At 64.9% G+C, this 21718-nt stretch carries 27 protein-coding genes; 12 read left to right on the plus strand and 15 right to left on the minus strand.

What is annotated here, in order from left to right; translation table 11 throughout:
- Genes ugpA through ugpQ form a run of 4 tightly spaced genes read left to right on the plus strand, consistent with a single transcriptional unit; the run spans window position 1 to window position 3571 of the window.
- Complete coding sequence (gene ugpA / locus RQP54_RS16030) at window positions 1–882, plus strand: sn-glycerol-3-phosphate ABC transporter permease UgpA (RefSeq protein ID WP_315679421.1); 882 nt, start codon at window positions 1–3, stop codon at window positions 880–882.
- A 16-nt stretch (window positions 883–898) separates the two neighbouring features.
- Window positions 899–1750 (plus strand): sn-glycerol-3-phosphate ABC transporter permease UgpE, encoded by an 852-nt coding sequence (gene ugpE, locus RQP54_RS16035; RefSeq protein ID WP_315679422.1) that lies wholly within the window; start codon window positions 899–901, stop codon window positions 1748–1750.
- Window positions 1751–1757: 7 nt separating this feature from the next.
- Window positions 1758–2792 (plus strand): sn-glycerol-3-phosphate ABC transporter ATP-binding protein UgpC, encoded by a 1035-nt coding sequence (gene ugpC, locus RQP54_RS16040; protein WP_315679423.1) that lies wholly within the window; start codon window positions 1758–1760, stop codon window positions 2790–2792.
- Window positions 2789–3571: a glycerophosphodiester phosphodiesterase gene (ugpQ, locus tag RQP54_RS16045; RefSeq protein ID WP_315679424.1), complete on the plus strand. Its 783-nt coding sequence runs from the start codon at window positions 2789–2791 to the stop codon at window positions 3569–3571. The genes ugpC and ugpQ overlap by 4 nt, the downstream gene beginning before the upstream one ends.
- 15 nt (window positions 3572–3586) lie before the next feature.
- Here the strand turns inward: ugpQ and RQP54_RS16050 are convergent, their stop codons facing one another.
- Window positions 3587–3976: a hypothetical protein gene (locus RQP54_RS16050; RefSeq protein WP_315679425.1), complete on the minus strand. Its 390-nt coding sequence runs from the start codon at window positions 3974–3976 to the stop codon at window positions 3587–3589.
- Between the two features lie 52 nt (window positions 3977–4028).
- On the opposite strand from RQP54_RS16050, the gene RQP54_RS16055 reads away from it, so the two are divergent.
- Window positions 4029–4226, plus strand: coding sequence for a hypothetical protein (locus tag RQP54_RS16055; RefSeq protein WP_315679426.1), 198 nt, complete (start codon window positions 4029–4031; stop codon window positions 4224–4226).
- Between the two features lie 11 nt (window positions 4227–4237).
- Here RQP54_RS16055 and RQP54_RS16060 read toward each other — a convergent pair whose 3' ends face one another.
- The 3 genes from RQP54_RS16060 to RQP54_RS16070 form a co-directional block, all read right to left on the minus strand.
- Window positions 4238–4603: a response regulator gene (locus tag RQP54_RS16060; protein WP_315679427.1), complete on the minus strand. Its 366-nt coding sequence runs from the start codon at window positions 4601–4603 to the stop codon at window positions 4238–4240.
- 88 nt (window positions 4604–4691) lie between these two features.
- A complete protein-coding gene (locus RQP54_RS16065; protein ID WP_315679428.1) occupies window positions 4692–5357 on the minus strand; it encodes an HAD family phosphatase in 666 nt (221 codons plus the stop codon).
- Window positions 5354–5623, minus strand: a complete 270-nt coding sequence (locus tag RQP54_RS16070; RefSeq protein ID WP_315679429.1) for a hypothetical protein — start codon at window positions 5621–5623, stop codon at window positions 5354–5356. The genes RQP54_RS16065 and RQP54_RS16070 overlap by 4 nt, the downstream gene beginning before the upstream one ends.
- 132 nt (window positions 5624–5755) lie before the next feature.
- Between RQP54_RS16070 and hemA the strand changes: the two genes are divergently transcribed.
- Together hemA and prfA are read left to right on the plus strand one after the other, a co-directional pair.
- A complete protein-coding gene (hemA, locus tag RQP54_RS16075; RefSeq protein WP_315679430.1) occupies window positions 5756–7012 on the plus strand; it encodes a glutamyl-tRNA reductase in 1257 nt (418 codons plus the stop codon).
- Window positions 7013–7144: 132 nt separating this feature from the next.
- Window positions 7145–8251, plus strand: coding sequence for a peptide chain release factor 1 (gene prfA / locus RQP54_RS16080; RefSeq protein WP_315679431.1), 1107 nt, complete (start codon window positions 7145–7147; stop codon window positions 8249–8251).
- A gap of 12 nt (window positions 8252–8263) precedes the next feature.
- Here the strand turns inward: prfA and RQP54_RS16085 are convergent, their stop codons facing one another.
- Window positions 8264–9148, minus strand: coding sequence for a LysR substrate-binding domain-containing protein (locus RQP54_RS16085; RefSeq protein WP_315679432.1), 885 nt, complete (start codon window positions 9146–9148; stop codon window positions 8264–8266).
- Window positions 9149–9242: 94 nt separating this feature from the next.
- Between RQP54_RS16085 and RQP54_RS16090 the strand changes: the two genes are divergently transcribed.
- Window positions 9243–10154, plus strand: a complete 912-nt coding sequence (locus RQP54_RS16090) for a pyridoxal-phosphate dependent enzyme (RefSeq protein ID WP_315679433.1) — start codon at window positions 9243–9245, stop codon at window positions 10152–10154.
- A gap of 109 nt (window positions 10155–10263) precedes the next feature.
- Here RQP54_RS16090 and RQP54_RS16095 read toward each other — a convergent pair whose 3' ends face one another.
- Both RQP54_RS16095 and RQP54_RS16100 read right to left on the minus strand, forming a co-directional pair.
- On the minus strand, window positions 10264–10845 hold the full coding sequence (locus RQP54_RS16095; protein WP_315679434.1) for a cyclic nucleotide-binding domain-containing protein: 582 nt from the start codon (window positions 10843–10845) through the stop codon (window positions 10264–10266).
- A gap of 58 nt (window positions 10846–10903) precedes the next feature.
- Complete coding sequence (locus tag RQP54_RS16100; RefSeq protein WP_315679435.1) at window positions 10904–11668, minus strand: GAF domain-containing protein; 765 nt, start codon at window positions 11666–11668, stop codon at window positions 10904–10906.
- Between RQP54_RS16100 and RQP54_RS16105 the strand changes: the two genes are divergently transcribed.
- The 4 genes from RQP54_RS16105 to prmC all read left to right on the plus strand — a co-directional run bounded on the left by RQP54_RS16105 (window position 11667) and on the right by prmC (window position 14669).
- A complete protein-coding gene (locus RQP54_RS16105) occupies window positions 11667–11897 on the plus strand; it encodes a hypothetical protein (protein ID WP_315679436.1) in 231 nt (76 codons plus the stop codon). The two genes, RQP54_RS16100 and RQP54_RS16105, sit on opposite strands and share 2 nt — an antisense overlap.
- Before the next feature lie 128 nt (window positions 11898–12025).
- Entirely contained in the window at window positions 12026–12628 is a 603-nt protein-coding gene (locus RQP54_RS16110; RefSeq protein WP_315679437.1) for a LysE family transporter, read from the plus strand.
- A 264-nt stretch (window positions 12629–12892) separates the two neighbouring features.
- On the plus strand, window positions 12893–13705 hold the full coding sequence (locus RQP54_RS16115) for a hypothetical protein (RefSeq protein ID WP_315679438.1): 813 nt from the start codon (window positions 12893–12895) through the stop codon (window positions 13703–13705).
- Window positions 13706–13817: 112 nt separating this feature from the next.
- A complete protein-coding gene (gene prmC, locus RQP54_RS16120) occupies window positions 13818–14669 on the plus strand; it encodes a peptide chain release factor N(5)-glutamine methyltransferase (protein ID WP_315679439.1) in 852 nt (283 codons plus the stop codon).
- Between the two features lies 1 nt (window position 14670).
- Here prmC and RQP54_RS16125 read toward each other — a convergent pair whose 3' ends face one another.
- Genes RQP54_RS16125 through RQP54_RS16160 form a run of 8 tightly spaced genes read right to left on the minus strand, consistent with a single transcriptional unit; the run spans window position 14671 to window position 21699 of the window.
- Window positions 14671–16200, minus strand: coding sequence for a 3-hydroxyacyl-CoA dehydrogenase (locus tag RQP54_RS16125; protein ID WP_315679440.1), 1530 nt, complete (start codon window positions 16198–16200; stop codon window positions 14671–14673).
- A gap of 9 nt (window positions 16201–16209) precedes the next feature.
- The gene (locus RQP54_RS16130; RefSeq protein ID WP_315679441.1) at window positions 16210–16605 is read right to left on the minus strand and encodes a RidA family protein; all 396 of its coding nucleotides are present in this window, start codon (window positions 16603–16605) and stop codon (window positions 16210–16212) included.
- Window positions 16605–17066, minus strand: a complete 462-nt coding sequence (locus tag RQP54_RS16135) for an acyl-CoA thioesterase (RefSeq protein ID WP_315679442.1) — start codon at window positions 17064–17066, stop codon at window positions 16605–16607. Before RQP54_RS16135 ends, RQP54_RS16130 begins: the two co-directional genes overlap by 1 nt.
- On the minus strand, window positions 17063–17779 hold the full coding sequence (locus tag RQP54_RS16140; protein WP_315679444.1) for an ABC transporter ATP-binding protein: 717 nt from the start codon (window positions 17777–17779) through the stop codon (window positions 17063–17065). Before RQP54_RS16140 ends, RQP54_RS16135 begins: the two co-directional genes overlap by 4 nt.
- Window positions 17780–17796: 17 nt before the next feature.
- Window positions 17797–18555 (minus strand): ABC transporter ATP-binding protein, encoded by a 759-nt coding sequence (locus RQP54_RS16145; RefSeq protein ID WP_315679445.1) that lies wholly within the window; start codon window positions 18553–18555, stop codon window positions 17797–17799.
- On the minus strand, window positions 18552–19544 hold the full coding sequence (locus RQP54_RS16150; RefSeq protein WP_315679446.1) for a branched-chain amino acid ABC transporter permease: 993 nt from the start codon (window positions 19542–19544) through the stop codon (window positions 18552–18554). The genes RQP54_RS16145 and RQP54_RS16150 overlap by 4 nt, the downstream gene beginning before the upstream one ends.
- Window positions 19545–19559: 15 nt before the next feature.
- Entirely contained in the window at window positions 19560–20477 is a 918-nt protein-coding gene (locus tag RQP54_RS16155; protein ID WP_315679447.1) for a branched-chain amino acid ABC transporter permease, read from the minus strand.
- A 28-nt stretch (window positions 20478–20505) separates the two neighbouring features.
- Window positions 20506–21699: an ABC transporter substrate-binding protein gene (locus tag RQP54_RS16160; RefSeq protein ID WP_315679448.1), complete on the minus strand. Its 1194-nt coding sequence runs from the start codon at window positions 21697–21699 to the stop codon at window positions 20506–20508.
- Between the last annotated feature and the right edge of the window lie 19 nt (window positions 21700–21718).

The raw sequence follows: 21718 nt of genomic DNA on the forward strand, positions 1-21718 counted from the left end.
ATGGAAAAGCGCGTCGTCTTCCACTCGGCCTGGCTGCCTTGGGTGCTCATCGCACCCCAGGTGGCCATCATCAGCGTGTTCTTCTTCTGGCCTGCGGGCCAGGCGCTGTGGCAGTCGGTGCTGCAGTCCGACGCGTTCGGCACCTCGGTGGAGTTCGTCGGGCTGGAAAACTTCCGCAACCTCTGGAATGACGCCTCCTACCTGGCCTCGTTCCAGACCACGGCCGTGTTCTCGGCCCTGGTGGCCGTGCTGGGCCTGAGCCTTTCACTGCTGTTGGCCACCTTTGCCGACCGGGTGGTGCGCGGCTCGGTCCTCTATCGCACCTTCCTGATCTGGCCCTATGCCGTGGCCCCGGCCGTGGCCGGCGTGCTGTGGCTGTTCATGTTCGCCCCCAGCATCGGCATTGTGTCGTACAGCATCCGCCAGCTCGGGATGGGCTGGGACCCGCTGCTCAACAGCAACCACGCCATGGCCCTGATCGTGATGGCGGCGGTATGGAAGCAGATTTCGTACAACTTCCTCTTTTTCCTGGCTGGCTTGCAGAGCATCCCCAAGTCGCTGATCGAAGCGGCGGCCATGGACGGCGCCAAGCCCTGGAAGCGCTTCTGGACCATCCAGTTTCCGCTGCTGTCGCCGACCACCTTCTTCCTGCTCGTCATCAACATCGTCTACGCCTTCTTCGATACCTTTGCCATCGTCGACGCGGCCACCAAGGGCGGCCCGGGCAAGGACACGGCCATCCTGGTCTACAAGGTGTATTTCGATGGCTTCAAGGCCATGGACCTGGGCGGCTCGGCGGCGCAAAGCGTGGTGCTGATGGTGATCGTGGTTCTGCTGACGGTCGTGCAGTTCCGCTTTGTCGAAAAGAAAGTGAATTACTGATGCCGGGAGCCCACGCATGGTAGAGCGCAACCGCTGGCTCGACATCCTGTCGCACGGCATCCTGATCCTGGGGGTGCTGGTCGTCGCCTTCCCGATCTACATCACCTTCGTGGCCTCCACCCACACCACCGAAGCCGTGGTGCAAAGCCCCATGCCGCTGCTGCCGGGCGAACACATGCTGGACAACTACCGTATCGCGCTCAATGGCGAGCGCCAGGGCACGGGCTCCAAAGCCGCCGTGGGCCAGATGATGGTGGTGAGCCTGGTCACCGCGCTGGTCATTTCCATCGGCAAGATCGCCATTTCGCTGCTCTCTGCCTTTGCCATCGTCTACTTCCGCTTTCCTGGCCGCATGGCGGTGTTCTGGGCCATCTTCGTCACGCTGATGCTACCCGTGGAGGTGCGCATCGGCCCCACCTACCAGGTGGTGGCGGACTTGGGGCTGCTCAACACCTATGCGGGCCTCACGGTGCCGCTCATTGCCTCGGCCACGGCCACCTTCCTGTTCCGCCAGTTCTTCCTGACCGTGCCCGATGAGTTGGTAGAGGCTGCGCGGGTCGATGGCGCAGGCCCCTTGCGCTTCTTCAAGGACATCCTGCTGCCGCTGTCCGCCACCAGCATGGCGGCGCTGTTCGTCATCCAGTTCATCTACGGCTGGAACCAGTACCTGTGGCCGCTCTTGGTCACCACCAAGGAAGACATGTATCCGGTCGTAGTGGGCATCAAGCAGATGATCTCGGGTGGTGACGCCCAGACCGAATGGAACATCGTCATGGCCACCGCCATGCTGGCCATGCTGCCCCCGGCACTGGTGGTCATGCTGATGCAGAAGTGGTTTGTCAAAGGCCTGGTGGACACGGAAAAGTAAACGCAACATGGCATCCATCGAACTCAAGAACGTCATCAAGCGCTACGGCGCGGGCAAAACGGCCAACCAGGTCATCCACGGCGTCAACGCCCAGATTGCGGACGGTGAATTCATCGTCATCGTCGGCCCCAGCGGCTGCGGCAAGTCCACGCTGCTGCGCATGGTGGCCGGGCTGGAGGAAATTTCCGACGGGCAGATCTGCATTGGCGGGCGCGTGGTCAACGACCTCGAACCCAGCGAACGCGACATCGCCATGGTGTTCCAGAACTACGCCCTGTATCCGCACATGAGCGTGTTCGAGAACATGGCCTATGGCCTCAAGATCGCCAAGGTGCCCGAGGCGGAAATCAAGGCCCGCGTCGACAAGGCGGCCAAGATTCTCGAAATCGGCCCCTTTCTGGATCGCAAGCCGAAGGCCTTGTCGGGTGGGCAGCGCCAGCGCGTGGCCATGGGCCGCGCCATCGTGCGCCAGCCCCAGGTGTTCCTGTTTGATGAGCCGCTGTCCAACCTCGACGCGAAGCTGCGCGCCCAGACCCGTCTGGAGATTCAAAAGCTGCACCGCGAGCTGGGCATCACCAGCCTGTTTGTCACCCATGACCAGGTCGAAGCCATGACCCTGGCGCAACGCATGATCGTCATGAACGGTGGTGTGATGGAGCAGTTCGGCACACCCGAAGAGGTGTACGCCCGACCCGCCAGCACCTTTGTTGCCAGCTTCATGGGCTCCCCGCCCATGAACCTGCTGCGCCACGCGCCAGGCACAGCCGCTGGGCAGATCACCGGCATCCGCCCCGAGCACCTGGACGTCACCGCCACAGGCTGGAACCTTCGGGTGGAAGCCGTGGAGCTGCTGGGTGGCGAGCGCCTGCTCTACACCCGTTGGGCGGACGCACAAGGCGCAGCACAGGATGATCTGCTCATCCTGCGGGTAGACGAAGGCACCCCGGCCCCAGCCGTCGGTGCCAGCATCTGCGCCACGCCGCGGGCGGACCGTCTGCACCGGTTCGATGCGAGCACCGGAAAACGCCTCGACAACCCATGACCGACACCACCGCCCCCGACCTGCCTGCCTGGCCCTACCCGCGCTGGGTGGCCCACCGTGGCGCCGGCAAACTGGCGCCCGAGAACACCCTGGCAGCGTTTCGCCTTGGTGCCCAGCACGGCTACCGCATGTTCGAGTGCGATGCGAAGTTGAGCAGCGACGGCGTGGTGTTCCTGATGCACGACGCCACCCTGCAGCGCACCACCAATGCCCGCGAACGCATTGGCGCGGGCCACAGTGCCGTGGGCGGCGACCACCCCTGGCACACCTTGTCCCAATTGGATGCCGGTGGCTGGCACAGCCGGGCCTATGCGGGCGAACCGCTGCCCACGCTGGAGGCCGTCGCCAGTTTCTGCATCCGCAATGGCTACTTCCTGAACATCGAGATCAAGCCCACGCCGGGCACGGAGCGGCACACTGGCGAAGCCGTGGCGCATGAGGCAGCGCGCCTGTGGCAAAGCCAGTCCGTACAGCCACTGCTCACCTCCTTCCAGCCCGAGGCGCTCATGGGTGCACAGGAGTCCGCCCCGGCACTGCCGCGCGGCCTCTTGCTCGACAGCCTGTGGACCGGCTGGCTCGAATGCGCGCTGACCTTGGGCTGCCAAGCCATCGTCTGCAACTATGCCTTGTGGGATGAAAGCACCGTGCGCCAGGCCCAGAGCGCTGGCTTTCGCACCCTGAGCTACACCGTCAACGACGAGTGGGTGGCCGAGCGCCTGATCGCGCTAGGCACCGACGGCATCATCACCGACCGGGTCGACCTGTTCACCCCAGCCTGAGGCAAGCACTCGGCTTCAATCCCTGTACAGCCATGCACTGGTCGCCTGGCTATAGAGACGACCGATGACAAAGACGTCGATGGGGGCCTTGACCAGCATGTGCCAGAGGTCGTTGGTGGTCAGGCCGTCGGCGTCCACCGCCAGCAGCAGATAGAACACCAGCGCCAGCCACACCGCGACCTCTCGGGACCAGGCCTTGCGCGTCGCCAGCGCGCGGATGCACAGTACATCCCCGGCAAAAATCGCAAAGCGCACCAGCGGGTCGATTTTGGACGATGCAAGCAGCCATTCGTGCACCGCAAAGCCCAGGCTCAGCAGCAGGCTGGCCCACATGGCGTAGACGGCGAAGGCCACCGACTCGGGGACCATGGTCGGGCCCGCAGGGGGGCGTGGTTCTGGACGCAAGAATTCTCCTGGACAGCGCTTGCGATGCGCACGGACGACATGCTACCGCGGCGTGCTACCGCAGAACCGCAGCAACTATGTCGAACACGTTCTGGCTTCGGCACGCGCGCACCAGGGAGGCATCGTGCTGCTGCACGAAATCCATTCCAACACGCTGCGCCAGCTCGAAGACATCATCCAGGCCCTGTGGGCTGACGGATTTACCTTTGCCAGCCTGGGCGATGCGGAATTCAGCGCGTCGCTGCGCTGACGCCTTGGGAATCAGGGGCAGAGCTTCTGCACTGCCGTAACCAGTTGGCTGGGGGCGAAGGGTTTCACCATCCAGGCCTTGGCGCCCGCTGCCTTGCCCGCTTCCTTCTGCTTTTCCGAGCTTTCGGTGGTGAGCATCAGGATCGGCATGAACTTGTAGGCGGCCTTTTCCTTGACTGCCTTGACGAAGTCAATGCCGTTCATCACGGGCATGTTCACGTCACAGATGGCCATGTCCACGGTGCGGCCATCGAGCAGGGCCAATGCAGATTTGCCGTCACCGGCTTCAATGACGGTGTGGCCGGCACCCTGCAGCGCCATTTTCACGACCTGGCGCAAGCTCGCGGAGTCGTCAACGATCAGTATTGTTTTTGGCATTTTTCATCCTCGCGAAACTGCAATGTTAGCGGCGATACCCGGGACGAACATTGATGTCCTTCAGGGTAGCAAGCAAAACCCCTGAGAGCTATTTCACGAACCGGGAAATCCACGACGCCGCAGCCTCCATGCTGGGCAGCACGGCACAGGCGCGGGAAAAGTCATGCCCGGCCGACAAGGTGGTGGGAATGGCGAGGCAGCGCACCCCGGCGTCTGCCGCTGCATCCACGCCATGGCCGGTGTCTTCGATGGCCAGCGCCTCCTCAGGGGCCAGCCCCATGCGCTGCAAGGCCAGGCGATAGCAGGCCGGGTCCGGCTTGGTCCGATCCACGTCGTCGGCCGAGACCACACATTCGAAGGCATCGACCAGACCGTGCCTGGCCAGGCTGTTCTGCACCGCGAAGCTGCGCGCCCCCGTGACCACACCCAGGCGAAAGCGGCCACGCCACTGCGCAAGCGCCCCTGCCACGCCAGGCATCAAGGGGAAAGCGCGGTCCTGCAGGTAGGCGCGGGTGGCGGCGAATTTGGCCTGGGCCAGCTCGTGGGCGCTGGCTGCCAGACCGAAGCGCTCTACGCACTGCGCACCATTGTCCAGCGCGGGCAACCCGGCATAGTCGCGCTCGTACTCCTGGGCCGTGATGGACACGCCGAAAGGGGCCAGCACCACGTTCCATAGCTGGTGGTGGGCCGACTCCGAATCCACCAGCGTACCGTCATGGTCGATCAGCAGGGCCCGCACCACAGCGCCGCTCACCGGCGCATCCCCAGCACCTGGGCAGTCCCGATCGCCAGCACCAAGGCGGCGTAGGTGGCCATCTTGCCGTCGTTCCCGAAGACCACCAGGCCGACCACGAGCACCGACCCGCCCGCTACCGCATTGATAGCTGCCTGGACAAGTATTTTGCGGGCTCCAGGCCGATTTGATGCAAACCATGGAGCAAGCACGGCGAGCAGCCCGCCCACCGCTGCGGCGGGAGCAAGGAAATTGGCAAGGTGAATCAACAGGGTCCAGAATCCCATGAAAGATGGCCGTGACAGGCCCCGGGGCGTGTCGGAAAGCGGGAATTTTATAATCGACGCTTCACACCGCTTCGCACCGGGAATTTGACTTACGTCATGTCAGACCCTGAGCCTAGCGTGGACAATACCCCCATGGCAGTTTGGACCCTCGGCATCAACCACACCACCGCACCGCTGGATTTGCGGGGACGGTTCGCGTTTGCCGTGGACCAGATTCCGGGCACCCTGCGGGCCTTGCGCGAGTCGCTGTCGCGGCCCGAGGCAGCGCTGGTGTCCACCTGCAACCGCACCGAAATCTACTGCGCCGGTGACCGCCACCAGGTCGAGCACACGCTGGACTGGATGGCCCACATCGGCGGCGTTTCGCCCCAGGTGCTGCGCGCCCACTCCTATGCCCTGCAAGACGACCTCGCCGCCCGCCACGCCTTCCGCGTGGCCAGCGGGCTCGATTCCATGGTACTGGGCGAGCCGCAGATCCTGGGCCAGATGAAAGACGCGGTACGCGCCGCCGAAGAAGCGGGCGCGCTGGGCACCACCCTCTCCCAATTGTTCCAGCGCTCCTTCGCCGTGGCCAAGGAAGTGCGCACCTCCACCGAGATCGGCGCCCACTCCATCAGCATGGCCGCCGCCGCCGTGCGCCTGGCGGGCAACCTGTTCGAAGACCTGGGCAAGGTCAAGGTGCTGTTCGTGGGTGCAGGCGAGATGATCGAGCTGTGCGCCACGCACTTTGCCGCCAAGAGCCCGAAGCACATCGCCATTGCCAACCGCACGCTGGAACGTGGCGAAAAGCTGGCCAGCCGCTTTGGCGGCGAAGTCATGCGCCTGGCCGACCTGCCCGACCGCCTGCACGAATTCGACGCGGTGGTGAGCTGTACCGCCTCCACCCTGCCCATCATCGGACTCGGCGCCGTGGAGCGTGCCCTGAAGAAGCGCCGCCACCGTCCCATGTTCATGGTGGACCTGGCCGTGCCGCGCGACATCGAACTCGAAGTCAAGGCGCTCGAAGACGTCTACCTCTACACCGTGGACGACCTGGCCAACGTGGTGCAGACCGCCCAGGCCAACCGCCAGGCCGCTGTGGCCCAGGCCGAGGCCATTGTGGACGCCGGGGTCCAGAGCTTCATGCACTGGATCGACCAGCGCGCCAGCGTGCCGCTGATCCAGCAACTCAACGCCCAGGCCGACGAGTGGCGCGCCCTGGAAATCGCCCGCGCCCGCAAGGCCCTGGCCCAGGGCAAGGACGTGGACAGCGTGCTCGAAGCCCTGTCACGTGGCCTCACACAGAAGATGCTGCACGGTGCGATGGCCGAACTGCGTGCCGCCGAGCCGCAGGCGCGCGAGCGCGCCAGCAACGCGATCCAGCACTTCTTCCTGCGCTCCGAGCGTTAGCTGGGCCGACCCGGCTCCGGTGGCCCCTGCGCCGCCTTTGTTCAGTGGCTTTTCAGCCTCTAGCCCGCGCAGAAATTGCGTGACCAGCTCCCAAAACCATAGCGACTGCCGACACCTTCTTCGGCGCACCGTATGAAACCTTTTCTCCGCCAACAACTCAGCCGCTACGCCGACCGCCAGGGCGAACTCGAATTCCTGTTGTCCCGCGAGGACATCATGAAGGACATGGAGCAGTTCATGAAGCTCTCGCGCGAGCACACCGATGTGGCCGCCGTGGCCAGCCGCTGGGCGCGCTTCCAGCAGCGCGAAGCCGACCTCGCCGCCGCGCAGGAAATGGCGAACGACCCCGATATGGCCGAGATGGCGCAGGAAGAAATCACCAGTGCCCAGGCCGAGATGGCGCAGCTGGAAACCGAGCTGCAGCGCATGCTGCTGCCCAAGGACCCCGACGATGCGCGCCCGGCGTTTGTGGAAATCCGCGCTGGCACCGGCGGTGACGAGTCGGCCCTGTTTGCCGCCGACCTGGCGCGCATGTACACGCGCTACTGCGACTCCATCGGGCTGAAGACCGAAATTGCCAGCGCCTCCGAGAGCGAACTGGGCGGCTACAAGGAAGTGGTGCTGCGCGTGGAAGGCACGACACAGACCAGCAGCGGCAGCTGCGGCGCCTACGGCATGCTGAAATTTGAGAGCGGCGGCCACCGCGTGCAACGCGTGCCGCTGACCGAAACCCAGGGCCGCATCCACACCAGCGCCTGCACCATTGCCGTGCTGGCCGAACAGGACGAAGTGGAGGCCGCCAAGATCAACCCCTCGGACCTGCGCATCGACACCTTCCGCGCCAGCGGCGCCGGTGGCCAGCACATCAACAAGACCGACTCGGCCGTGCGCATCACCCACCTTCCCACCGGCATCGTCGCCGAGTGCCAGGACGGGCGCAGCCAGCACAGCAACAAGGCCCAGGCCCTCAAAGTCTTGACGGCCCGCATCCACGAAAAGGAGCGCAGCGAGCGCGCCGCCAAGGACGCCGCCGAGCGCAAGAGCCTGGTGGGCAGCGGCGACCGCAGCGACCGCATCCGCACCTACAACTTCCCCCAGGGCCGCCTCACCGACCACCGCATCAACCTGACGCTGTACAAGCTCGACCGCGCCATGGAAGGCGACCTGGGCGACGTGGTGGAAGCGCTGCAGGCCTATGAGGCGGCGCAGCAATTGGCCGCGCTGGAAGGGAAGGTTTGAACGCCGAAATGCCTAAAGCTGCTGTCGCAAGACCGACAGAAAACGCATCAGCACCGGGGACACCGTGGCGCTGTCGTAGGCAAATTCGACGTCGAACGTCTGTGCCACTTCTTCCAGGCGCACCAGCCGAACCGTGGGCGGGCAGGTTGCCGACAGGCTCTCCGGCACAAAAGCACAGCCCATGCCCGCGCCCACCAGCCCCGCCAGCGTGGGAATGTCGCTGCCGGTCTGGGTGATCTGTGGTGTAAAACCCGCCTGCGCACACTGGGCCATCAAAAAACGGTGGTGGGCTGCGGACCTGATCGGATCCAACCAGATGAAGGGCCAATGGGCCAGATCGGACAGGGTTTTCGGCACGCGGTGCTCGGAGGCGGGGACTGCAAGCACAAAGCGCTCGCGCTGCAGCAGCACACCCGACAAGTGCGCCGCTGCTTCCTGCCGCCATGCCATCACGCCACCATCCAATTGGAGATTTGCAATGGCGGCTACTTGTGCCGCCGAGAGCATGGGTTCCACGCAAACCCGGACATCAGGACAGGCCTTCCGAAAGGCATGGAGTGTTTTTGCGAACACGGGCAAACCCAGGTAGTTCGGCAGCACACCCAGGCGCAGCTCGCCCAACTCGCCAGCCCCTGCACGCAGGGCACGCTGGCGGCTGGCCTGCAGCTCGGCCAGAAGCTGGCGAGCGTCGTGCAGAAAACTCGCACCCGCGGCCGTCAGTGCCACGCCTTTGGCTTGTCGGATCAGCAAGGGCGTTCCGATGGCTGCCTCCAGCTCGCGGATCTGCCGCGACAGCGCGGGTTGGACAATGCCAACCGCACGCGCACCCGCGACCACACTGCCCGCTTCGGCCACCGCCACAAAGTAGCGCAGATGGCGCATTTCCACATTTCGCATGCCGCTTCAACCCCCAATTCCAATACCTATAGAGCATAGCAACTCGCACCAAACAGTATTTGCCAGCATGGAAGCGCCTGCATACCATCGCCCCATGCCACTCCATATCACGACCCCCTTCCTCCGCTCCCGTTCCCAGTCGAATCGACTGGGAAAAGATGTCTGGCTCAAGATGGAGGCGCTGCAGCCATCGGGGTCCTTCAAGCTGCGCGGCGTGGGTGCGGTGTGCGAAGCCCAGCGCACGGCAGGTGCCCGGCGCTTCGTTTCATCCTCGGGCGGCAACGCTGGCATTGCCGTGGCCTATTGCGGGCGGGAACTGGGGGTGCCCGTGGTCGTGGTGGTGCCAGAAAGTACCTCGGAGCGTGCCCGCCAGCTCATCCGCCAGGAAGGTGCCGAATTGATCGTGCACGGTGCTGCATGGTCACAGGCCAACGAACTGGCCCAGACGCTAGTCGGCCCGCACGACGCCTTCGTGCACCCCTTCGATGACCCAATGCTGTGGCAAGGCCACGCCAGCATGGTCGATGAAATGGCCGCACACGGGCACAAGCCTGGCGCTGTGCTGCTCGCCGTGGGCGGTGGCGGACTGTTGTGCGGCGTGCTCGAAGGTCTGTGGCGCAATCGCTGGTCCGACGTGCCGGTGGTGGCCGTAGAAACGCGTGGCGCCGATTGCTACGCCCAGTCGCTGGCGGCAGGCCGCGCCGTCGAGCTGGCCACGATTTCCAGCGTGGCCACGTCGCTCGGTGCCCGACGCCCCTGCGACAACGCTTTGGACTGGGCCCGCAAACATGCCATCCACAGCCTGGTCGTGACCGATGCCGAGGCGGTGGCCGCCGCCTTGCAGTTCGTCGAGGACCAGCGCGTGGTGGTGGAGCCCGCCTGCGGCGCCGCGTTGGCAGCGCTCCACCATGGACACCCGGTGCTGGCTTCGGCCAGCGACATTGCCGTGATCGTCTGCGGTGGTGTCACGGCCACGGTCGAGCAACTCAAAGCCTATCGGTTTTGATGCCAAATCAGCATCCAGCCCTTGTAAATACTGGGGAAACAGCTACCAAAATAATAGCAAATGGAAAGCCGATACCCCAGCATCGGCCAGACCCAGCTGCGAGCAATCTCTAAGGCGCGCGCTTGAGGCCAGCGCGCCACTGGTCGAGCTCACGCTGCATGCTGGCCGTGATCTGGTCGTACATCTCCAGTTGTTCACTCAAGGCGCGCAGGCGATCGGCGGCGCTCTGGGCCATGAACAGGGCCAGTTTGGTGGCTACGGCCGGGTGCTGGTCCATCAGCCGTTGCAGACCGGCCGAGGTCAGGCCCGCAGCGGTAACCGCAGCCACGGCAGTGCAGTTGGCCGAGCGTGGCATGCCGTCGACCAAGGCCAGCTCCCCCAGCAGGGCACCCGGCCCAAGCACCGAAATCTCGACCTTGGTCTGGGCACTGCGTCCGCCCGTGTCGACCGACACATTGCCGTCCAGTACCAGAAGCATGTAGCCCGTGTTGCTGCTGTCACCGGCCTTGAACAAGGCCGCACCGGCCGGAAAGTGCACCAGGCGCATCTGCGCCGCCACGCATGCCGCTTCCTGCGGTGCCATGGCGAACCCGGGGATACGCTGGCACAGGAATTCGATGGTCTTGGCTCCCAACTCGGGAATGTCGGTCACCGCGCGGGCGGAAGGCGAGGAAGTGGCAGTGTTGGTCATAGACAGAAAGGCAGTGGGTTCACAGTCAATGCCGGCAGATGGGGGCCAGCGCAGCAGGTCAGGAGCGGGCTACCAGCTTCACCCAGGCACCCGCGCCGACAAACGGCACCGCAACGGCTGCATAGGGTAGCGAAGCCAGTGGTCGCGCGCCCTCCCAGTCGCACAGCCGCGCAGAGTCGACCTGCAGCTCGCGGGGCAGCAAGGTCTGCGCCATCTGCGCGCGCTCCCAGGCGATGTCCAGTGCCTGCATCGCGGCGTTGACCGCCACGACCTGGCCTTGCCAGTCGAGCACCACCGAGGGTTGGGCCGATTCACGGCACAACGCAGACACGGACGCGAGGGTCGATTCGACCATCAGCGCCATCTCGAACGCCGGAGCCACCAGATGGGCCAACTCGGCCGCCCGCGCCAGATGCGCCTCGTGGAAATAGGAGCGCTGGCCATGGTGCAGGGACAGCACGCCCACCACGCAGCCGCGGCTCATCAGCGGCACAACCAGGGCGGATGCGATGTTCGACGTCCCGATGGAGATCCAGCGTTCATCGAGTTCGGTGTCCGAGGCCAGCGCGCCCTGCCGGTGCTTGACCACCCAGCCGGCCAGGCCCTCGGTCAGCACGGCTTGCACACGGTGTTCCGCCACTTCGGCGAACGAATCGCGCGCTGCCAGCACCTTGTGCACCACGCGCCCTTCGGACAAGAGCATCAGCGAACCGTTGTCGGCGCCCAGCTCCTGGATCAGCAGAGGCAAGGCCTCCGTGGCCAATGCGCTGGGCATCACATGCTTCGTGACGATGTCGGACAGGGTATGGACAGGAATATTCATGCGGTGCTCCACCAAGGTGCTGCAAACGGGATGCGTCCGGCAACTTCAGGCCGCAGGACGGTGCCAACGCCACATTGTGACGCAAGCCGTTGCCGCAGAGAGCTGCGGCAACCCCGTCCACACCTACAATTTCCCGGGCTACCGCACCGAGCTCCGCATCGACTTTGCCTCGTACATGCGCGACCGCGCTAAGGACGGCGATCTGGGCGATGTGGGGGAGGCGGTGTAGGCCCATGAGGCGGCGCAGCAGCTGGCGGAGCTGGAGGGGAAGGTTTGAGTCGCGAGGGTTTGTGCGAGTAGGAGACCATTGCGGCCACGCCCTGAATGATATTTTCAGAATCAAACATCCAAAGTTCCATGGAAGGCATCGTCAATTTCCCGGCGTTTGTGTTGGCCTCGACACTGCTCATCCTGTCACCGGGACCGGGAACCTTGGCGATTCTGGGCGCTGCCACGGGCTCGCGCAGGGCAGGCTTCGAGGCTTTGGCAGGCACCAGTACGGGCGACGCAATACTCATGGCAGTGACTGCGGCAGGAGCCGCCAGCCTGCTGCACGGACACCCGGTCGCATTCAGCGTCTTGCGCTACGGCGGTGGTGCCTATCTGGCCTGGCTGGGCCTGCAGGCCCTGCGTTCCAGGGAGCCTTCGCTGGCTGTCAGCGCCCCCGCCGCCGGAAGTGCGTTCCAACGCAGCTTGTGGGTGACACTGCTCAACCCCAAGGCCATTGTCTTCTTCATGGCCTTCTTCCCCCAGTTCACCACCCCGCAGGCAGGTGCCACCAGTTTTGCACTGCTGGGGGCCGCCTTCGTTGCGATGAATTGCCTCTACCAGGCGGCCTTGATCAGCGGTGCCAATTGGGTCATCGGCCACCTGGCACAAGCACCCCATTGGGCGTTGTGGATCAACCGAGTGTTGGGGCTGGCCTTTCTGGGCTTTGGAGTCAGGCTGGTGCTGGGTTGAACGTGCCAAGTGCGTCGCTGCAATAGATATACGGCTCCTAGTCGTTGTCGATATTGCGTAAGCAGCCAGCATTTTGATAGCAGCTCATGCCTCCAAGCATGTCCAACAACATCACTGGCGCCAGGGTGGCAATCCGCACGATATGGTGAAAACGTTGCACGCGTCTGTCCGGCAAATACCCGCCTTGCAGAAGCCATAATCCGGCCAGACAAAAAAGGGGAAGCTCCCCTCACCCCCATACCCATACCCCTGGCGTATTCTTTCATGCGAACACTCCCCTTTCGTGTCATTGTCTTCTACCTCTTGCTCGTCTTATCCGCCAATGCACTGAGTGGCCCTCCCTCCCCCAATGCCGAACTAGACGCTGTCTTGCACAAGCTCTCTGACAGCACAAGCCCCGAACAAAGCGCTCAAATATCTAGTTCCATTGCTGCGTCTCCCGCCCTGACGGAACAGCTCAATGAATTGGCAACAACCAGAAAGATCACAGAGATTCGAGTGATACCGCTCGAAGCGATTCCGCCATCACAAGGAGTTCGCTTTGGCGCATCGCTCCACGGAACACAACTGCTCCTGGCGGCAAACCTTCTGACCGAGCTGACCAAGAACCGCCTCCATGACGTCGTGAGACCCAATGACGTCCTCCCAAACAACACCACCTTTGTCATCAGCCACATCGCATTTCATGCAAAGACAAGCGATGACCTGGCCAAGCTTGATAGTGACTTGGGGCGAATGCTGGATGAGCGTCGCAAGACCTCCGGTTCACACGAATACACAGACCTTCTGCTACTGGGGCAGAACAAACGCATGGAGAATGAGGCGTCGGCGTTCATTCAGGGGTGGAACCATGTTGTCGATGCCGCCACCCAGACCAACGGAGGGAAAACGCTCACTGCCGAACAGGTCGTGACCCTCCTCCTCAATTTGCGTTACCGCTTTGCGTTCGCAAAGGCGCTGCAAGTCCAGGAGGGTGGCCTTCAGATTTCCAACACGGGGATGATTCTCTTGAACGAACGCAATATCAAGGCACTTGTAACAGCGCTCAGTACGTCCCGCATGGCAGACATTCAATGAGCGATTAGGCAAATCACGGACCAATGAACCGGCACGCAGAGCAGTCTCCATGCATCAAACAAGCATCAAGCCCTCGCAATCATTGCGCAAGCAGCTCCCAAATTAATAGCAGATGAATCCCACCACCTTCACCCTCACCCAAGCACTGCAGCACTGCCAGCGCCAAGGCCTGGAGCGGCTGGATGCGCAGATGTTGGTGTTGCTGGCCTGCGGGCAGGGGCTGCACCAGCGGGCCTGGCTGCTCACGCACGATGGCGATGTGCTGACCGATGCGCAGCAGGCCAGCTTGCAGGCCGCGCTGGCGCGGCGGCTTTCCGGGGAGCCCATGGCCTACATCACCGGCAGCAAGGAATTCTTCGGGCTGAGCCTGCAGGTGGATGCCCGGGTGCTGGACCCGCGCCCCGACACCGAAACCCTGGTGGAGTGGGCGCTGGAGTTGCTGCAGGAGCGCCAAAGCGCGCGCGTGGTGGACCTGGGCACCGGCAGCGGCGCGATTGCGCTGGCGCTGAAATCGCAGTGCCCCAGCGCCACCGTCGAAGCCGTGGACTACAGCGCCGACGCGCTGGCCGTGGCCCGTGCCAACGCCCAGCGGCTGCAGCTGGATGTCCGGTTTGCACAGGGCTCGTGGCTGGAACCCGTGGTGGGTGCGTTTGACCTGATCGTGAGCAACCCGCCCTACATTGCCGCAGCCGACCCGCACCTGGCCGCGCTGCGCCACGAGCCGCTCTCCGCGCTGGCCAGCGGCGCCGATGGATTGGACGACATCCGCACCATCATTGCCCAGAGCATGCAGCACCTGCTGCGCGGCGGCTGGCTGCTGCTGGAGCACGGCTACGACCAGGCGCAGGAGGTGCAGGCCCTGCTGACCCAGGCCGGGTTTGCCCACGCGCAGTCGCGCCACGACCTGGCAGGCATTGCGCGCTGCACCGGGGCGCAGTGGCCCGGTGTCGCAGCCAACGCCTGACTCACACCGCAGGATCGGGCAGCAGCAAGGACACGCCCAGCGCCGCACGGCGGCGTAGCCAGGGTGAAGGGCGGTAGCGCGGGTCGCCGCTGCTGGCGTGCAACTGCTGCAGGATCTGCAGAACCGTGGATGCGCCCAGCGCATCGCCCCACGCCAGCGGGCCCCTGGGGTAGCCCAGACCCAACGTGACCGCCGCGTCGATGTCCGCCGGGCTGGCCACGCCCTGCTGGGCAATGTCACAGCCAATGTTGACGATGGTTGCCAATACGCGCTGCGACACCAGGCCCGCGCTGTCGCGCAGCACCCGCACGGCGCTGCTGCAGGGGGCCAGCAAGGCGGCAGCACGGTCCAGGGTGTCGGACGAGGTGCTCGGGTTGGCGAACACTGCGGCGCAACGGTCCTGGGGCACCAGCCAGTCCAGCCCCACGGTACGCGCCGGGTCCAGGCCCTCGGCCAGTGCGGCGGTGGTCACGTCCTCGCCCAGGGGCAGCACGATGCACAGTGCGTCCGGCGTGGGCACGGTGTGGGTATCCACCTGCGCACCCATGTCACGCAACCACTGGGCACAGGCCTGGCCCCAGGCAGCGTGGCGTTGACTCACCCAGACCGGGCCTGGCGCCGCATCGGGGCGCGGCGGCAGTTCAGGGCGCACGATGGTGCCGTCCTGGTAGCAGTAGAAGCCCTGCCCGGTCTTGCGGCCCAGCAGGCCCGCGTGCAGGCGCTGCACGGCCAGGGGCGAGGGGCGGTAGCGGGGCTCGTCGAAGTACTGGCGGTAGATCGACTCCATGACCGGCACGGACACGTCCAACCCCACCAGGTCGAACAGCTCGAACGGCCCGAGCTTGAAGCCGCATTGGCCGCGCAGCACGTCGTCAATGACCTGGGGGCTGGCCACGGACTCGCCCAGCAGGCGCAAGGCCTCGGTGCCGTAACCGCGCCCGGCGTGGTTGACGATGAAGCCTGGCGTGTCCTGCGCACGCACGGCGCGGTGGCCGCAGCGTTTGCCCAGGGCCAGCAGGGCGTCCACCACGCAGAGCTCGGTGCGCGTGGCGGCGATCACCTCCACGATCTTCATCAGCGGCACCGGGTTGAAGAAGTGCCAACCGGCCACACGCCCGGGGTGCTGGCAGGCCGCAGCAATGGACGTGACCGACAGCGACGAGGTGTTGGTGGCCAGCACGCAGCGGGGCGACACCACCGCTTCGAGCGCCGCAAACAGCTGGCGCTTGGCCTCCAGGTTTTCGGCAATGGCCTCGACCACCAGGTCGCAGTCGGCCAGCGCCTGCATGTCCGCTGCCACATGGATGTGGGCCTTGGCCTGTGCCACCGCCTCGGCACCCATGCGGCCCTTGTCCTGCTGCTGGGCCCACACGCCCGCGAGTGTGGCCTGGGCGCGCTCGGCGGCCCCGGCCAGGGCGTCCAGCAGCAGCACGTGCACGCCGGCCTGCGCCGCAATCTGCGCAATGCCGCGGCCCATGACGCCGGTGCCGACCACGGCCATGCGCAGCGATTCGCTGTGGGGGTCGAACATGCTGTGCCCTCAGTCCGGAATGACGGCGGTAACTTCGATCTCGACCTTGGCGCGGTCTTCCACCAGGCCCGCCACCTGCACCGCGGCCATGGCGGCGTTGAAGCTGCCAATGATTTCGCGGAAGTGCTTGCCGATGGTCGGGTAGGCGGCCACGTACTCGCGCTTGTCGGTCACGTACCAGGTCATGCGCACGATGTGCTCAGGCTTCGCGCCGGCCTCGTTCAGCACCGCCACCACGTTGCGCAGCGCCTGGCCGGCTTGCTCGCCCAGGTCGTCGCTGTGAAACTGGTTGTTCTCGTCCCAACCGATCATGCCGGCCACGAACACCATGGTGCCGCGTGCCATGACACCGTTGGCGTAGCCGCGGGGGCGCGGCCAGCTGGGGGGTTGAAGAATCTTTTGCATCATGGCTCTCCTTGTGATTGTTGCCAGCGGTGGATGCCCTCCACCACGTCTTGCGGAATGTTGATCGAAGCGTCCGCGTCCAGCGAGGTGGTGACGATGACGACATTGGCCTGCCAACGCAGGTCATTCCCTGCGCCCAGGCAGGCCACGTCGAGTTCGAGCGAGCGCCGGCCCTGGCGTGCCAGGCGCAGCTGCAGGGCAATGGTCTCGCCCATGCGGCTGGGCGCCTTGAATTCGGCCTGCAAGCGGGCCAGGGGCAGGCCCAGGCGGCGCGCGCCGAGGAACTGAGCGTAGTTGACCCCCAGGGCCTGCGTGAACCAGTCTTCCACCAAGCCATTGAGCATGACGAAGTACTGCGGGTAGAACACCATGCCGGCCGGGTCGCAGTCGGAAAAGCGCACCAGGCGTTGCACCGTGAAACATGCGCTGGCAGAAGGTGCGTCGTTGGCCTGCACGCTCATACCCCGATGTAGCGGTGCCAGATGTCGGGCTGGGCTGCCAGCTCGCTGGAGGCACCGCGCCAGACCACCTGCCCCCGCTCGATGATGGTGTGGTGGTCGGCCAGACCCACGAGCTTTTGCACGTACTTGTCGATCACCACGATGCTCTGGCCCTGCGCCCGCAAGGCGCCCAGGCAGCGCCAGATCTCCTCGCGGATCAACGGTGCGAGGCCTTCAGTGGCCTCGTCCAGGATCACCAGGTAGGGGTTCGTCATGAGCGCGCGGCCAATGGCCAGCATCTGCTGCTCGCCACCCGAGAGCTGGTTGCCCATGTTGCGGCGGCGCTCCTGCAGGCGCGGAAAGGTGTGGTACACGCGCTCCAGCGTCCAGGGCTGGCTGCTGGCGCTGCGGTTGGCCGCAAAGGCCAGCAGGTTCTCTTCCACCGTGAGCACCGGGAAGATCTGCCGCCCCTCGGGCACCACCGCCAGGCCCATGCGCGCAATGCGGTCGGGCGACAGGCGCTCGATGCGCTCGCCGCGGAAGCGGATTTCCCCCGCACCGGGGCGCACCAGCCCCAGGATGGACTTGACCGTGGTGGTCTTGCCCATGCCGTTGCGGCCCAGCAAGGTGGCGGTCTCGCCCTGGCGCATGGAGAAGTCCATGCCGAAGAGGATCTGGCTGGGGCCGTAGGAAGACTCTAGTTGGCGGACTTCCAGCAATGTTTCAGTGCTCATGGTGCTGCCTTGGCCATTCAATGGGCGTCGACTTCGTCGCCCAGGTAGGCCCGTTTGACGTCGGGGTTGTTGCGGATGGCGTCGGCATTGCCGCTGGCGATGACCTTGCCAAACACCAGCACCGAAATGGTGTCGGCCAGCTTGAACACGGCATCCATGTCGTGCTCCACCAGCAGCAGGGTGGATTCCTGGCGCAGTTCGAGCAGCAGCTCCACCATGCGGGCCGATTCGTCCGGCCCCATGCCGGCCATGGGCTCATCCAGCAGCAGCAATTTCGGCCGTGTGGCCAGCGCGATGCCCAATTCGAGTTGGCGCTGCTCACCGTGCGAGAGCGACCCGGCCAGCGTGTATTCGCGCCCGGCCAGCCCCACGCGGGCCGCCAGCGCGGCGCTTTCGTCAAACCGCGCACGCTCGGCACTGGCCGGAGACCAGATGCGCATGCTGGAGCCGCTGCGCGCCTGCACCGCCAGGGCCAGGTTGTCCAGCACGGAAAACTTGCGGAATATGCTGGTGATCTGGTACGAGCGCACCAGCCCGGCCTGGGCACGCAGATGCATGGGCACGGTGGTGACATCGGTGCCGTTGAAGACAATGCGGCCCGCATCGCTGCGCAGCGCGCCCGACATCTGGTGGATCAACGTGGTCTTGCCTGCCCCGTTGGGCCCGATGAGCGCATGCACGCTGCCGGCCTTCACGTCCAGGTGGGCGTGGTCCGTGGCCACCAGGCCGCCAAAGTGCTTGACCAGGCCGTCGATCTTCAGGATGGTGTCGGTCATGCCTTGTTCCCCCCGCGCAGCAATCCTGCCAAGCCCTTGGGCGCCGCGAACACGATGCCCAGCAGCACGATACCTAGCCCCAACTGCCAATGGATGGTGAAGTGCCCCAGCACCTCTTCGAGCGCCAGGAACACCACCGCACCGAGTACCCCGCCCCACAGGTAGCCCACGCCGCCGAGGATGACCATGATCATCAGCATGCCGGACTGGCTCCAGTGCATCATGGACGGGCTGACGAACGCGCCCAGGTTGGCGAGCAACACCCCAGACAGGCCCGCCAGCGCGCCGGACAGCACGAAGGCACTGAGCTTGTAGCGCAGCGGCGAGTAGCCGATGGCCACCACGCGCGTCTCGTTTTCGCGGATGGCCTGCAGCACATGGCCAAAGCGCGCATTCACCAGCCGCCACACGCCGTAGAACGACAGGGCCGCAAACACCAGGGTCACGTAATAGAAGGTCTTGTCATGGGCCAGGTCGAGTCCGAAGCCGAACTCCGAGCGCCCCGGCAGCGACAGGCCATCGTCGCCGCCATAGGCCTTGAGCGAGGTGATCAGGTAGTACAGCATCTGCGCAAAGGCCAGGGTGATCATGATGAAGTGCACCCCCTGCGTGCGCAGGCTGATGAAGCCCACCACCAGCGCCACGAGCGCCGTCACGCCCACGGCCAGGGGCCAGGCCACCCAGGCATTGGCCACGCCTTCCTGCAGCAAGATGGAGACCGTGTAGGCTCCCACGCCGATGAAGGCCGCCTGCCCGAAACACACCATGCCGCCAAAGCCGAGCACGATGTTGAGGCTGGTGGCGGCCATGGCAAAGATCAGCATGCGCGCCACCAGGGCAATGTAGAAGTCGTTGCCGGTGGCGCTGGCCAGCCACGGGAAAGCGGCCAGCAGCGCCAGCAGGCCCAGCGCCCAGGCCCCGTGCAAAGGGTGGTCCAGCACACTGGCGGGCCGGGCATGGTCTGCCACAGAAGGGGTCGAAGGGGTCATCACAGCAATCCGGGGTCAGTGGGTGGGAAACAGGCCACGGGGCTTGAAGGTCAGCACCACCGCCATCAGCACGTAGATCAGGATGGACGACACCGCCGGTGCCGCATTCGAGGCGGCCTCGGGCGACATCATGGAGGCGAACAGCATGGGCATGAAGGTGCGCCCGGCCGTGTCGATCACGCCCACCAGCAACGCGCCAATGAGCGCGCCGCGCACCGAGCCGATGCCACCGATAACGATGACCACGAAGGCCAGGATCAGGATGCTCTCGCCCATGCCCACCTGCACGGCCAGCAAGGGGCCCAGCATGCCGCCGGCTACCGCGCACAGGGCGGCACCGACGCCGAACACGGCCGAGAACAGGCGACGCACATTGATGCCCATGGCCATGGCCATGTCGCGGTTCGATGCCCCGGCCCGCACCCGCATGCCGACCCGGGTGTGGGCGATCAGCAGGTACAGCAAAAAGGCCACCAGCAAGCCCACCCCAATGATGAACAGGCGGTACGCCGGGTAGTACAGGTCGGGCAGCAGCTGCACCGCACCCGACAGGCTGGCCGGCGGGTTCAGGCTGATGGGTTGCGAGCCCCAGATGATGCGCACGGTTTCATTGCAGATGAGCATCACGGCAAAGGTGGCCAGCACCTGCGAGAGGTGGTCACGCTGGTACAGGTGGCGAAACACCACCAGCTCCAGCACCACCCCTACCAGGGCCGCACCCACCCCACCGGCCACCAACCCCACCCAGTAGCTGCCGCTGGCCTGGGCCACGGTGGCAATCAGGTAGGCGCCGATCATGTAGAGCGAACCGTGGGCCAGGTTGATCATGTCCATGATGCCGAACACCAGAGTCAACCCAGCGGCCAGCAGGAACAGCATGAGCCCGAACTGCAGGCCATTGAGGCCCTGTTCCAGCAAAAGGACACTAGTCATGCGCGCGCTCCGGTTCTGGGTCAGTCCTTCAGGACGGCATGTTGCACTTGCCGACGTAGGCGTCGGCATGGTTCTTCAGCACCGCGCCACCCAAGGTGCGGTTGGTGATGCGGCCCTGCGAATCCTTGGTGATCACGCGCAGGTAGTAGTCCTGGATCGGGAAGTGGTTCTTGTTGAACTTGAAGCTGCCACGCACCGAGTCGAATTTGGCGGCTTCCAGGGCCTTGCGCACGGCGGCCTTGTCGTCAAGCTTGCCCTTGCTGTCGCGTACGGCGGCGTCCATCAGGCGCGCGGCGTCATAGCCCTGGGCGGCATACATGGTGGGCAGGCGGCCGTATTCCTTCTGGAAGTCGGCCACGAAACGCTTGTTGGCTGCGTTGTCCATGTCGTGCGCCCATTGCGAGCTGTTGAACATGCCCAGCATGGGTTCCCCCACGGCCTTGATCACGTCCTCGTCGGCCGAGAAGCCCGGGCCAAACAGGGTCATGTCCTTGGACAGGCCAGCGCCCACGAATTGCTTGATGAAGTTGATGCCCAGACCACCGGGCAGGAAGATGTAGACCGCATCGGGCTTGTCGGCGCGCAGCTTGGAGATTTCGGTGCCGTAGTCGAGCTGGTTGAGCGCCGTGTAGGTTTCCGAGGCGACCTGCCCGGTGTAGAAGCGCTTGAAGCCGTTGAGCGCATCCTTGCCTGCCGGGTAGTTGGGGGCGATCAGCGCCACGCGCTTGAAACCCTTGTCGGTCACGATCTTGCCCACGGTCTCGTGCATGTTGTCGTTCTGGTACGAAGCGGAGAAGAAGTAGGGGTTGCACTGCTCGCCCGCGTATTGCGAGGGGCCCGCATTGGCGCTCACGTAGAAGGTCTTGCTGGCAAAGGTGGGCGCACCCACGGCCAGCATGACGTTGGAGAACACGATGCCGGTCATGAAGTCCACCTTGTCGGCCTTGACCATGCGGTCGGCGGTCTGGCGGCCCACGTCGGGGCTGGCCTGGTCGTCCGCGACCACCACGGTGGCCGGCAGGTTGCCCAGCTTGCCGCCGTTCTGCTTCACCGCCAGCTGGAACCCATCGCGGATGTCCACGCCCAACGCCGCACCGGGGCCAGACAGCGTGGACAGCAAGCCGACCTTGACTTCCTTGGATTGGGCCCATGCCTGGGTGGCAAGCGATGCCGCCAATGCAAGGACCGTGCAAGGGAAAACGAACGAACGCAAAGTACTCATGGTGTGTCTCCTGGTGTGG

Origin of the sequence: Curvibacter sp. APW13, assembly GCF_032337135.1 — a bacterium.
GTDB lineage: Bacteria > Pseudomonadota > Gammaproteobacteria > Burkholderiales > Burkholderiaceae_C > Allorhodoferax.

What these genes read in the sequence shown, in the direction of transcription:
- ugpA (WP_315679421.1), top strand. Translation starts at nt 1, where the DNA reads ATGGAAAAGCGCGTCGTCTTCCACTCGGCCTGGCTGCCTTGGGTGCTC.
- ugpE (WP_315679422.1), top strand. Translation starts at nt 899, where the DNA reads ATGGTAGAGCGCAACCGCTGGCTCGACATCCTGTCGCACGGCATCCTG.
- ugpC (WP_315679423.1), top strand. Translation starts at nt 1,758, where the DNA reads ATGGCATCCATCGAACTCAAGAACGTCATCAAGCGCTACGGCGCGGGC.
- ugpQ (WP_315679424.1), top strand. Translation starts at nt 2,789, where the DNA reads ATGACCGACACCACCGCCCCCGACCTGCCTGCCTGGCCCTACCCGCGC.
- RQP54_RS16060 (WP_315679427.1), bottom strand. Translation starts at nt 4,603, where the DNA reads ATGCCAAAAACAATACTGATCGTTGACGACTCCGCGAGCTTGCGCCAG.
- RQP54_RS16070 (WP_315679429.1), bottom strand. Translation starts at nt 5,623, where the DNA reads ATGGGATTCTGGACCCTGTTGATTCACCTTGCCAATTTCCTTGCTCCC.
- hemA (WP_315679430.1), top strand. Translation starts at nt 5,756, where the DNA reads ATGGCAGTTTGGACCCTCGGCATCAACCACACCACCGCACCGCTGGAT.
- prfA (WP_315679431.1), top strand. Translation starts at nt 7,145, where the DNA reads ATGAAACCTTTTCTCCGCCAACAACTCAGCCGCTACGCCGACCGCCAG.
- RQP54_RS16085 (WP_315679432.1), bottom strand. Translation starts at nt 9,148, where the DNA reads ATGCGAAATGTGGAAATGCGCCATCTGCGCTACTTTGTGGCGGTGGCC.
- RQP54_RS16090 (WP_315679433.1), top strand. Translation starts at nt 9,243, where the DNA reads ATGCCACTCCATATCACGACCCCCTTCCTCCGCTCCCGTTCCCAGTCG.
- RQP54_RS16095 (WP_315679434.1), bottom strand. Translation starts at nt 10,845, where the DNA reads ATGACCAACACTGCCACTTCCTCGCCTTCCGCCCGCGCGGTGACCGAC.
- RQP54_RS16105 (WP_315679436.1), top strand. Translation starts at nt 11,667, where the DNA reads ATGCGGTGCTCCACCAAGGTGCTGCAAACGGGATGCGTCCGGCAACTT.
- RQP54_RS16100 (WP_315679435.1), bottom strand. Translation starts at nt 11,668, where the DNA reads ATGAATATTCCTGTCCATACCCTGTCCGACATCGTCACGAAGCATGTG.
- RQP54_RS16110 (WP_315679437.1), top strand. Translation starts at nt 12,026, where the DNA reads ATGGAAGGCATCGTCAATTTCCCGGCGTTTGTGTTGGCCTCGACACTG.
- RQP54_RS16115 (WP_315679438.1), top strand. Translation starts at nt 12,893, where the DNA reads ATGCGAACACTCCCCTTTCGTGTCATTGTCTTCTACCTCTTGCTCGTC.
- prmC (WP_315679439.1), top strand. Translation starts at nt 13,818, where the DNA reads ATGAATCCCACCACCTTCACCCTCACCCAAGCACTGCAGCACTGCCAG.
- RQP54_RS16125 (WP_315679440.1), bottom strand. Translation starts at nt 16,200, where the DNA reads ATGTTCGACCCCCACAGCGAATCGCTGCGCATGGCCGTGGTCGGCACC.
- RQP54_RS16130 (WP_315679441.1), bottom strand. Translation starts at nt 16,605, where the DNA reads ATGCAAAAGATTCTTCAACCCCCCAGCTGGCCGCGCCCCCGCGGCTAC.
- RQP54_RS16135 (WP_315679442.1), bottom strand. Translation starts at nt 17,066, where the DNA reads ATGAGCGTGCAGGCCAACGACGCACCTTCTGCCAGCGCATGTTTCACG.
- RQP54_RS16140 (WP_315679444.1), bottom strand. Translation starts at nt 17,779, where the DNA reads ATGAGCACTGAAACATTGCTGGAAGTCCGCCAACTAGAGTCTTCCTAC.
- RQP54_RS16145 (WP_315679445.1), bottom strand. Translation starts at nt 18,555, where the DNA reads ATGACCGACACCATCCTGAAGATCGACGGCCTGGTCAAGCACTTTGGC.
- RQP54_RS16150 (WP_315679446.1), bottom strand. Translation starts at nt 19,544, where the DNA reads ATGACCCCTTCGACCCCTTCTGTGGCAGACCATGCCCGGCCCGCCAGT.
- RQP54_RS16155 (WP_315679447.1), bottom strand. Translation starts at nt 20,477, where the DNA reads ATGACTAGTGTCCTTTTGCTGGAACAGGGCCTCAATGGCCTGCAGTTC.
- RQP54_RS16160 (WP_315679448.1), bottom strand. Translation starts at nt 21,699, where the DNA reads ATGAGTACTTTGCGTTCGTTCGTTTTCCCTTGCACGGTCCTTGCATTG.